This window comes from Olivibacter ginsenosidimutans, assembly GCF_039542865.1.
Classification (GTDB): Bacteria; Bacteroidota; Bacteroidia; order Sphingobacteriales; family Sphingobacteriaceae; genus Olivibacter; species Olivibacter ginsenosidimutans.
Genome location: NZ_BAABIQ010000042.1, coordinates 192646 through 204361 on the forward strand (window position 1 = coordinate 192646; position 11716 = coordinate 204361).

The 11716-nt window shown below is 41.3% G+C and carries 10 protein-coding genes; all 10 read right to left on the bottom strand.

Annotation, left to right across the window (positions count from 1 at the left end):
- Positions 1-18: 18 nt before the first annotated feature.
- The gene (locus tag ABD930_RS17445; RefSeq protein ID WP_345233580.1) at positions 19-441 is read right to left on the bottom strand and encodes a putative toxin-antitoxin system toxin component, PIN family; all 423 of its coding nucleotides are present in this window, start codon (positions 439-441) and stop codon (positions 19-21) included.
- The gene (locus tag ABD930_RS17450) at positions 431-637 is read right to left on the bottom strand and encodes a hypothetical protein (RefSeq protein WP_345233582.1); all 207 of its coding nucleotides are present in this window, start codon (positions 635-637) and stop codon (positions 431-433) included. Before ABD930_RS17450 ends, ABD930_RS17445 begins: the two co-directional genes overlap by 11 nt.
- Positions 638-696: 59 nt before the next feature.
- Positions 697-1314 carry a LutC/YkgG family protein gene (locus ABD930_RS17455; RefSeq protein WP_345233584.1) on the bottom strand — a complete coding sequence of 206 codons (618 nt, stop codon included), beginning with the start codon at positions 1312-1314 and terminating at the stop codon, positions 697-699.
- Positions 1315-1487: 173 nt separating this feature from the next.
- Positions 1488-2858, bottom strand: a complete 1371-nt coding sequence (locus tag ABD930_RS17460) for a lactate utilization protein B (protein WP_345233586.1) — start codon at positions 2856-2858, stop codon at positions 1488-1490.
- Entirely contained in the window at positions 2858-3592 is a 735-nt protein-coding gene (locus ABD930_RS17465; RefSeq protein ID WP_345233588.1) for a (Fe-S)-binding protein, read from the bottom strand. The genes ABD930_RS17460 and ABD930_RS17465 overlap by 1 nt, the downstream gene beginning before the upstream one ends.
- 189 nt (positions 3593-3781) lie before the next feature.
- Entirely contained in the window at positions 3782-4591 is an 810-nt protein-coding gene (locus ABD930_RS17470; protein WP_345233591.1) for an endonuclease/exonuclease/phosphatase family protein, read from the bottom strand.
- Between the two features lie 34 nt (positions 4592-4625).
- Entirely contained in the window at positions 4626-6269 is a 1644-nt protein-coding gene (locus tag ABD930_RS17475) for a RagB/SusD family nutrient uptake outer membrane protein (protein WP_345233593.1), read from the bottom strand.
- A 12-nt stretch (positions 6270-6281) separates the two neighbouring features.
- Complete coding sequence (locus ABD930_RS17480; protein ID WP_345233595.1) at positions 6282-9479, bottom strand: TonB-dependent receptor; 3198 nt, start codon at positions 9477-9479, stop codon at positions 6282-6284.
- Positions 9480-9745: 266 nt separating this feature from the next.
- Positions 9746-10885 (bottom strand): FecR family protein, encoded by a 1140-nt coding sequence (locus ABD930_RS17485; RefSeq protein WP_345233598.1) that lies wholly within the window; start codon positions 10883-10885, stop codon positions 9746-9748.
- A 56-nt stretch (positions 10886-10941) separates the two neighbouring features.
- Positions 10942-11517 (bottom strand): RNA polymerase sigma-70 factor, encoded by a 576-nt coding sequence (locus tag ABD930_RS17490; protein WP_345233600.1) that lies wholly within the window; start codon positions 11515-11517, stop codon positions 10942-10944.
- Positions 11518-11716 lie beyond the last annotated feature (199 nt).

The following is an 11716-nucleotide window of genomic DNA, read 5'->3' on the forward strand; positions in this document are numbered from 1 at the left end:
GATACTTGAGATGATGTTTTAAGTGAGTCTTCTCTTGAATTCTGGGACATCTACCACTGGAATGCGTGGAAAATCAACCCGCTTCAGAATATTAAAATGGTTATCATGGGTTACAATTAAATCTGCATTTGCAGCAAAAGCACAATCTACAAATTTGTTATCATCCTCATCAGAAGAAATTAGATTTAAATTATAATAAACGCTAATCATAACTGTAGTTGACAATTCTGTTATAGAACGCACAACATTAGAAGCAACGGAGGCACTCCAGTGCTCACTGATTTTCTCTTCGTACTCCAACATAATATCTGGAGTAATGGCAAGTTCAAAGACACCAGACAATATCGCTTCATATATCCAATGGAATTTTGAGCGACTAGAGATTGACACCAATAATACATTAGTATCTATTACAGCCAATAACTTTTTATTAGCCCTCATTTAAAAGCTTCTCCATGTCATCGTCAGACAGGCCTTTCGTATCCCAAATAGTGTCGGCCTCTTTAATAGCCTTTTTAGCATAAAAAGCAGACAACAATTGTTTCAGATCCTGTAGCTCCTTATCAGATAAATCTGTACTAAACAGCTTCATTAACTCTACTTGAGCATTGTTTAATGGATAATTTAAATTATTCATGCACAACCTATTAATTTACACAAAGATACCAAAAAATAAGTGAATCAAAAAAGACGGTGCTAATCCATCACCAAATAAACTCCCAAGCTGCGTGGCCCATGGGCACCCAGTACCAAGGATTGTTCAATATCGGCCGTTTTAGAAGGACCAGCAATAAAAGCACCGAAGGGATCATCGCCTAAACCCATTCGTGCATAGGCTTGGTGCATATTGCTGAGGATATCGTTCCGATTAACCAGCAGTATAAGATGCTGGCAGATAAACGGTAAGACCCTTATCGTTTGTTCAGGAACCCATAAAGCGCTATTTTCAGCTACACCAAAATCAGCATATAGAATAGCGACAGCTACATTTTGATAGGAATGCGGATCTAAGGGTTCGGAAGGCAACAACTGTTCGGCCAAGCCTTCCATTTCCGCCAAAGTAGATACGATGCGCAGGGTATTCTCCAACTGCCATTTTTTCCGGAGCTCTGGAAGATACACATCTACGATATGTTCCCGAACGGCTTTCCGATCGGTTGCTTCCAACGCAGCACTCCCCCCTGTGGTAGCTGTTTCCATAAATTTAGCGGCTGGATCATCATAGATGATAGGCTGGTCTATAGCCGGAGGCAAAGCCGTTGCTTCTGGTTGTGCTGCCTTTACGGCTTGAAGTATTTTTTCTTTGCTCGTCATATTTTAGTATCAAGACAGTTGTAAGTATTAAAGTTCTACGTTATAAGTACACACTGATCCCTAGCACAATAAAACTTAAAACGTATAACTCCAGAGCTTAAAGCTTTACACATACAACTTATGCCCTATTGCTGAATTTGGCTTAAAACGTACAACTTAAAACTTATTACTTATCACTTCTTACGTTCCCTATACCATTCACTGAATGATTGTTTAGGGGGTATAGGCATTTCACGGCCTTTATACCATGGATTTAAACGGTTATTTACCGTAAAAGGAGCATATTTTAAGGCCAGTCGCCCCATTTTACCAGCTAATTTAAACTTGCTTGGCGATGCCAAGGTATTGGCCATGACTTTCATCGCCAGTGTTTTTTTCTTATCGGTATAGCCCGCTTTTACTAACTCCTGACGCCATTTATACAATTGGTTGTGGATATCAATCTTTACCGGACACACATTGCTGCACGAACCACAGAGCGTGGAGGCAAAAGGCAAATCAGCAAACTTTTCCATGTCTAGGTTCGGGGCCAAAATAGAACCAATCGGACCACTAATCGCATGATGGTAGCTATGTCCACCGCTTCGCCGATAAACAGGGCAGGTATTCATACAGGCTCCGCAACGGATACATTTCAGTGAATTTCGAAAATCCTTACGCCCCAATTGCCTGCTTCTTCCATTATCGACCAAAATGACATGCATTTCCTGTCCGGCACGCGGTTTTCTAAAATGGCTGGAATACGTCGTAATAGGCTGCCCCGTAGCACTCCTGGTGAGCAACCGTAAAAACACGCCTAGATGCTCCCGCTTGGGCAGCAACTTTTCTATCCCCATGCTGGCAATATGGATACTGGAAAGATGAGCGCCCATATCGGCATTTCCTTCATTGGTGCACACCACCATTTCGCCTGTTTCGGCTAGGGCAAAATTTACGCCTGTAAGTGCAGCCCTTCTCGTCATAAAAACATCACGCAAGTGCTGACGGGCAGTTTCAGTTAGGATTTGGGGGTCAGACACGCCTTCAGCGGTTCCTAAATGCTCGTGAAAAATTTCGCCAATCTCCTCCTTTTTTTTATGGATACACGGCAATACAATATGGCTAGGCATTTCTTTCGCCAGCTGAACAATACGTTCGCCTAAATCGGAATCAATCACCTCAATGCCCTTGGATGACAAATAATCATTTAAGTGGCATTCTTCTGTGAGCATGGATTTACTTTTTACCATACGATCGATGCCGTGTTGTTGCAAGAGCTCATAAACGATGTGGTTATGCTCTTCCGCATCTGCCGCCCAGTGTACCTGAACCCCATTAGCCTGTGCATTTTTCTCAAACTCCTGTAGGTATTCCGACAAATGGGAAAGCACATGATGTTTGATTTGAGAAGCAGTATCTCTTAATGTTTCCCATTCAGGTAAGCCATGGGTGAGGCGATCTCTTTTTGCCCGCACAAACCATAGGGTTTGATCGTGCCAATCTACCCGAGTTTCGTCTGCATTAAATGTATTCGCCAAAGCGGCGTGTTTCTTTTCTGTATGCATTACCAACTATTCAATATTTCAGCAATATGGATCACTTTTGTTTGGCTTTTTTCTCTTCGGAGTATACCTTCCATATGCATTAGGCAAGACATATCCGCACCTGTAATATATTCTGCACCATGACGAAGGTGATCTGCCACACGATCTTTTCCCATCTTCACGGAGACAGCTTCCTCCGCCACGCAAAAGGTTCCGCCAAAGCCACAACACTCATCGATGCGGTCTAGCGGAATAAGCTCAATATCTTTTACCATCTGCAACAGTTTTCCCGGCTTAGAAAAGGCAGGGGCTGTTAGTTCGCTCATCTGCGAAAGCTTCAATCCCCGCTGCCCATGGCAGCTTTGATGCACACCAACTTTATACGGAAAACGGGCATCCAATGCTTCCACCTGCAATATGTCCGTTAAGAATTCCGTCAATTCGTAGATTTTATGACGGATTTCTTCCCCTTGGGCAGGTTGTTTTCCGGAATGCAAATGCTCTTTTATGTGTAATACACAGCTTCCCGAAGGTGAAACAATATATTCATAGTCCTTAAAATGCTCGACAAAGTTCTCGTTGCATCCTCCAGTGAGATGCTCATAGCCCGAATTGGCCATAGGCTGACCGCAGCATGTTTGTCCTTCTGGATAATGCACATTAACTCCCAGCTTTTCTAACAGTTCTAAGGTTGCACGCGCCGCCCCTGGATAAAATTGGTCTACATAACAAGGCACAAATAATGCTACCTCCATGTGTTGTATTGTTTAGTTAAAAAAGGAATGAAAACGATAAACAAAGTAAGCCACTTTGCCTATCGTTTCCTTTTACTATCTTACCCATTTATTCAGTTATCTTTACACAAATACTGAATGCCTAGGAAGGTTGCAAATTATCTTTTTTTGAAAAAACAACTGTCATGGGCTTTAGGTTTCCGTGTTCATTTAATTTAACTCCAACGTAAACAGCACGGGCATATGGTCGGATGCATTCGCTTTGATTACCTGCACGTCTTTAACTTTCCAGGAAGCATGCTGATCGAGAAATATATAATCTAAACGCACCCGTGGATTGGTATAGGGAAACGTTAACGCTGGATTTCCGAACAACTTGGCCGCATCATTCATTTTAGCGGTAATCCGTTTATAGGGTTCACTTTCCGGTTTAATGTTAAAATCACCTCCCACCATCACCGGCAAATTCAGTCCGCTGAGGATGCCGGCTACCTGCTCGGCTTGCGCTACGCGGTTTTTCTCAAATTCATGACACAAATGTGTGCCTGCAAACACCACTTCTTTACCATTAGGGAAAGTATGCTTAACGGCTATTAGCGCCCTACCTTCTCCCCCAACAGGTGTAACCAAATGGTACACCTTAGCTGCTGTAGGATATTTGGACAATAAACCTTCGCCGTATCCACCATCGCTATAATCCATTGCCTTACCAAAAAAACCATACATGCCTGTCAACTTGGCCAATTCCTGCACTAAGTCCTTTTTTACGCCTTCATTAAACCCTGCTGTTCTATTCGTCATACTATCCACTTCCTGCATGGCTACAAAATCGGGTTTATATTGATTAATTACCGCTGCTACCTGTTCGAGATTACTCTTGCCCATGGCATAGTGTTGTTCTCCATGATAGATATTATAGGTCATCACTTTGATCTCTTGTGCTTGCAAATAGTTTATTGTTAAAAGTTTAACGAATAAAAACACTAATGCTCGTTTTAAATGTTGCTGTTTTTGTTTCATGATTTAATAATTTAATAAGCATAAAAAATATGGATTAAGGGTTTTGCTCTAAACCTTCCTGAACCAAAATCTGTGATTCAGGGATATATTCTACCGCAGCAGCATCTTGCCATGAAACCTCTTTAATGACACTATTGCCGGTTAAATGAACCCCTGGATATTTTCTATCCATCACTTTCTGATTACGAAACACATCAAATTTACGATGCCCTTCCCAAGCTAGCTCAAGCCTCCGCTCATCTAAAATTACATCGAGCAGACTTTGCCCCGTTGGTAAATTATTTATGGAATACAGGCCCTGTTCTGGTATACCTGCACGACTACGAATGCGATTCAGATCGCTTAGCGCTTCCGCATTTTTTCCCAATTTAGCATACGCTTCCGCTCGGTTGAGGTAAATTTCCGCTAAACGGGAAATGATAGGCGACCATAGCTGTGCCTGCCCTTCTTGCTGCGAGCATTTGATGATGAAATATTTTGGATAACCATTACGCTGGTCAATTTCGGGCTCCACCCTGACTTGTTTACGCTGGCTATTCGGTAAACGGATGTAGTAATTTTTAGCACCGCTCAGTCCAAGCTCTTCTTCTAAAGCTTTCTTCGTGTTCCCTTCTGCATAATAGTAGTGTTCCCCCTCTTTTGTAACTTGAACTTTGACATATTGCCATGCATCATTGACGTAAATAGCCCATTCTTTGCCATTATTTAAGTAAAGTGGTGCTATAAATTGATTCCGCACATCTTGCGGAAAACGTCTCACCAAATTTAAATAACTGTCGGAAGCATACATCTCGCCGTAGCCAATACCATTGATTGTTGCATACATTGAGCCGATGTTGCTATTACCTCCATCTGCCAAATCTTGATCTGGCATAAACTTAACAGCAAAAATAGTTTCGGTATTACTTTCAGGTTTAAACTTTGGATAATTAGGAAAATCTGCTGTCGAAAGCAGCGAAAAACGGTTTGATTCGATCACTTTGTTTGCATAATTGATCGCATCTTCATTATCTTCCATATACAAATATACGCGCGATAATAGCGCCCATGCGGCCTCTTTAGAAGCATAGACATTAGATTTAAAGGTATTCATCAATGTTTCAGCCTTTAAAAGGTCGGCAATTACCTGCTGATACACTTCACCTACGGTAGCTCTTTGTGGATAGTTATAGGCATCTGCATCAATCTTAATTGGCACACCCAAGTGCTGCGCGCCCTGACTATATGGACGGCCAAACACATTGCACAACGAAAAATGTAACAAAGCCCGCAAATAATAATTTTCTCCAAGCAACTGATCATTCTCCGCGCTCTGATTTTCCTGAACCGTCGCTATGATTTTATTGGCTGCTGCAATAACGAAGTAAGAATTCTGCCAAAAGGAATTGGCAAAAGAATTGGTAGGGATACGTTGATAATTGTATAAATAGATGAGATGAGATGTTGTCACGCCACTCAATGAAACGTTATCACCAGGAAACTCTTGTACACGATGCCATCCTAAGGCCATCGTTTTCAATTTTGCATAATTCCCTTTCGTTACGGATTCCAAGCTCCCTGGAGAGTTATTGAGGTCTTCCGGCGTTAACGAATCGTAGGGTTTTTTATCCACACTGCACGATACTAAACCAACTAGTGTGCTAAAAAAAACCATCATTATAGTTACTGATTTTTTCATGATCTTCATTTTTTAAAACTGTACATCAATTCCCAACATAAACCTTCTGGGCAAGGGATAAGGAGATGTCGTACTTCCAGTGGTTGCCGCTTCCGGATCTAAACCGGAATAATCGGTAATGGTTAATAGGTTATCCACAGACAGGCTGGTATTTAAACTTTTAATCTTTAGTTTAGCCAACCATTTCGTGTTCCATTTATAGCCTAAAGCAATGTTTCGGATACGCAGGAAAGAACCATCCTCCAAATAACGCGAAGACACGCCATTCGAACGGTTATTGCCTCCAAAAAACGCTTGCGGATGTGTCGCGTCATGATGATCGGGTGTCCATCGCGACCAACCATTTTGCAATTCCATTTGATTATAGGTAGCGTACGCCCCATCGCTATCAAATAATTCACGTCCGCCGTTATAAATCAAAGCGCCATGAGAAAACGCGATATTACCATTTAAAAACCAATGATTATAGCTCAAGCGCGTATTTAAACCGCCGAAATAATCAGGTGTTGCATTCCCTACATGTTGCAAGGTCGCTTCAGCATAATTGCCTGTAAGGCTAACCTCTCCGGTTTGTTCATCTGTTTTTTCCCATTGCGGTGTACCATCCTCTGGATTAACGCCAGCCCATTTACGCATATACCAGGTATTCACATCATACCCTTCTTCAATCACCTGATTTCCATTCAGCTGTCGCTCGCCGCCATATAATTCATTCACCTTATTCGTATTTATGCCGAGATTAACATCTACATCCCATTTCCATTGAGCAGACTGTATCACTTGCGCATTTAAAGTAAGTTCGATGCCTTTGTTATGAACGCTTCCAATATTATCCCAATACCCTTCGTAACCGGAAACATAAGGTAAGGGCACAAAATGCAAAAGACCTGACGTACTTTTTTGATACCATTCCAAGGAGAGATTAATCCGATTAAAGAAACCGGTCTCTAGACCAATATTCGTTGCATAGGTTTTCTCCCAAGTTAGATTTGGATTGCCCAAGGAGGAAGGAAATGCCGTTGGCTCGCCATTATACTGGGCATTAACCGCAAACAGTTCATATTGTGGATAGAGTGTCTCCGGTGTATTACCCACACCGCCATAAGCGGCTTTCAATCTTAAGAAATTAATACTGTTGGAATGAAAGAAACGTTCTTGGTGTACATTCCACGCACCACTTACCGAGAAGAAGTTGCCGTATTTTGAATTTGACCCAAAACGGGAAGAACCATCTCGGCGGAAGGAGCCTTGCAGCACGTAGCGGTTTGCATAACTGTAGTTGGCATTCATCAGGTAAGACTGAAACGCATAATCATTGGTTTCGCCGTCTACTCCATAAGCATTTGACGCACCCGATAGTACCTTAATTCCCGGAACAATTCCTGTACCTATGGCCGAATTGTCCTCATATTTGTAATCGTTAAACTCATAAGCAATCAATGCGTTTATGCTATGTTGTCCATAATCTTTAGTAAACGTGAGCATCTGGTTGGTAAAACGGGTTGTCCGGTAAGCATTACTATTTTCAATCTGACCGTTTACGGCCAAGCCTGCAATAGATTGTGGATCTTTATAGATAAATCCTTTGGTGTTATAATAGGTGATATTATTTGTCGACTTAAATTCCAAAAATGGTAGAATCTTATAGGTCAGATCCACATTAGCCATTGCGTTGAATTTACTTTCTTGTGTATAATTCCATTGTAGGTCATAGAAGTAATTGGTCAAATCACGGCCACGCCAATTAGCCCCTGGAGCTTGTGCATTAACTACCGCTCCACTCGCATCAAATGGGTTATCCCAAGGCAAATAAGTAAACATACCATTAATGTTGTGCTGTTGATCCTGTGTTTTGCTGTAACTTCCAGAGAGTTTTGGACTAAGCGTAATTTTATCACCAAGTTTATAATCCAGGTTGAGTCTCCCCGTATAACGATCGAAAGATAAGCCCTTCACTGATCCGTCTTCGTTAAAATAATTCATACCTGCAAACACTTTAGTCTTAGCCGTTCCGCCCAATAACGATAAATTATAGTCTTGGGTGAGCCCATCATGTGTACCCAATTCAATCCAATTGGTGTTATGCTGCAATAAGTTTTCGGAATACCATTCGGGTAATTCATCCTGATTGGCAAAAGATGCCCAGTATTGGTACAGTTCTGGTCCATCCATCAGCTTAAAGCCTCCGGTATTAAAGGATGAAAAACCCGTCTTAGTTGCTAACGAAATAGTAGTTTGCTCTGCTTTCGCTGTTTTAGTGGTAACCACCACTACACCATTTGCACCACGGGACCCATATAATGCGGCTGATGAAGCATCTTTCAGTACAGATATTGTTTCAATGTCTTGCGGGTTTAAGTTGGGAACATCAGGCTGGATGACGCCATCTACCACCCAAATGGGGTTTTGAGAAGCGCTAATCGAGCTTACGCCCCGAATTCTTACCGTAGGGAGTTCGCCGGGTTTACCTGTTCCGCTGTTTGCACTAAGTCCTGCCACCTTTCCTTGCAGTAGATTGCTTACATTAGGAGATGTCACATCGTGCAGTTCCTCACTACTTACAGTAGCTACCGAACCGGTAATATTCTCTTTCCTTTGTGCACTATAGCCCACGATGACTACTTCGCTCAAGTCATTGACACTTTCTTCCATAATTACCCGTATGGCAGAAGTATTGGCCATAATCTCCTGATCATTATAGCCGATAAACCGGAACACCAATACAGCTGAAGTGCTCGACACGGTAAGCAGAAAATTACCTTGTGCATCTGTTGTGGTACCCTTAGTGGTCCCTTTTTCTAAAACGCTGACCCCTACCAATGGTTCTCCTTTAGCGTCCTTGACCGATCCGTGAACGTTCTGTTGTAACAACGTGTTTTCTTGTATCGGTTGATTTAGCTGTTTATCATCGATAGGTTTATCGATCACAACTATCGCATTATCTGTCAGCACATACGCTACCGGCTGATCACTAAACACCTGATGAAGGGCTTGCTGCAAATCTATTGCTTTTGCATGAATGCTTACCCGTTTTGATTGAGCCATCCGCGATGTTTTGAACAGAAAATCAACTTTAGCCTGTTTTCTGATTTCTCTTAAGATTTCATGCAGGGGGACATGTTCAGCATCCAATGAAACCTGTTGAGCAAGCGAGACCTCAGCTGCCACTTGTAAGCATGAAGCCACCAAGATGATGATACTCAATTTCATATATAAAAAGGCTTTTAACAACGGCTTTCGCGTAATCGAACGTGATGCGATAAAACGCGGTAATAATTGTAATTGATGAAGTGTACGATGACGAACACGCCATAGTTTACTAAAAAGATTATACATATCTTTGTAGACTTGGGTTAGAGATTAAACGAACATATTGATTTTTATTCCCAGATTTTGCCGGGTCTGTTGGTAGCAGATTCGGCATACTTCATTTTTTTTATCCTGATTCTATTCTCATATTATTTATTTTAATTTGACTACGAAAGTGGTACTACATGAAGTACCCCTGATTCCCATTTGAAATCGAAATCTCCATCGCCCGAAAGGCGTAAAAGTTTCAACACCTCTGTTAATTTTTTATTCCGGGCGATTTGCCCACTATATTGCCCTTTAGGCAAATTATCAGCATAAACAACCTGTATATTATACCAACGTTCCAGTTTACGCATAATACTGGTGAGTTCCTCATTGTTAAAGACAAAGTCGCCATTCTTCCAATCGATTACCGACTCCACATCCACTTCGGCAATGTTTAGTTTTCCTCCCGAATGGCTTACAATTGCTTGCTGCCCAGGTTTTAGCATACGTTCTCCTTCTTGTGTAGCTACTTTAACCCCACCTTGCATTAAGGTCGTTTTCACCTGTTTCTCATTGCTATAGGCATTCACATCGAAACGCGTACCCAATACAGTTATCAACTGATGTGATGTATGCACAATAAAAGGCCTCACTTCACTCCCTTTTGCAGATGCTACCTCGAAATAAGCTTCACCCGTTAAATAGACTTTTCTTTCTCTACCAGAAAAATTCGCCGGAAATTCCAATGTAGATGCAGCATTTAACCAAACTTTTGTACCATCAATTAGCGTAATTTCATATTGCCCTCCAGCAGGAACCTTCAAGGTATGCATTTCCTGTGCACGGGTGTTGGTTGCTTTATCATTCTTAAATATATACCGAACCATACCCTTACCATTTTTGATGATCCGAATATTCGACTGATCAATCTCCTTTCCAGCCGGAATACTATTTAAATCAATAACCTTTCCCGAAGCAAGCGTCAATATGGCCTGTTCACTCCCGGGATTTCTATCGGTAAGCAACTGCTTATTTTCCAGCTTTTTTTTGTTATTGGTAGGAAGCAAAACATAATACCCACCTAGAAGCATCAAGATAATAGAACAAGCAACCGCTAATCTGCCAAATCGTCGAAGTGCAAATGTTTTATGCATTTTACGTTGTTCCAATGCCATGATTTCTTCTTGCATGGATTGTGAGAGCAGCGTAGTTAATTTTCCTTCATTGAAGAGGTGAAAGAATATCTCTAGTTCTTCAAAAGACAATTCATGTTTGCTATACCGCTCAACAAGCTTTTTATAAAATGCACGTTCTTCCATGACTTATTTTGCCTGTTAGACAAAAAAGCGCGGAGGTAGGGTAGTAAAAAATTGAATTATTTGAAAAAATAAAAGAAAAGCAAGCTGAATGACACCCCAAAATTGCTCTCGAGCTTGTTTTTTAACATTTTTAGTGTATTAACCATGTGGTTTTTGATCGCGCTTTTAGAAACGCCCATCAAAGAGGCAACTTCGGCATAAGTCTTTCCCTCTTCGCGACACAACGAAAAAATAATCCTTGAACGTTCAGGAATACTTTCTAACACACGATATACCATCGTCTGGTATTCTTCAAATTGCAAGTCATCTTCTACAACACTTCGATGCTCACCGTGATGAACAACCAATTGTTTCAATAAATCCCGCGAACGCGACATGACCCTCAAATGATTAAGCGTGTGATTTTTTGCAATGGTGAAAATATAAGTTTTCAAGTACCGGATTTCTAGAAGCTGATCTCGCTGATACCATATTTTGATAAAGACGTCCTGTGCTAAGTCTCTTGCCACATCATCAACATATACATACCGCGTGATAAATTGGCAGACAGGGTCAAAATAATTCCGATAGAGATCGTAAAAAGTACGATCTGCTTCATTATCAATTATTTTATTACCATCAAAGGTATCCATAAGCGATACGACGTATAAAAAATACCACGCCACAGTTTAAAAATTGGCTTACTAGGGTCGGCAACAGACAATGATAATCATTTAACTAAACTTCCAAAAACAAAATACCAACGCAACCGATTGTCTAATTTTTTTTTGACTGCCAACGCACGTTTAACGAGTTAACCTCATTTAACGAGCTAACTTCATAGATATATGC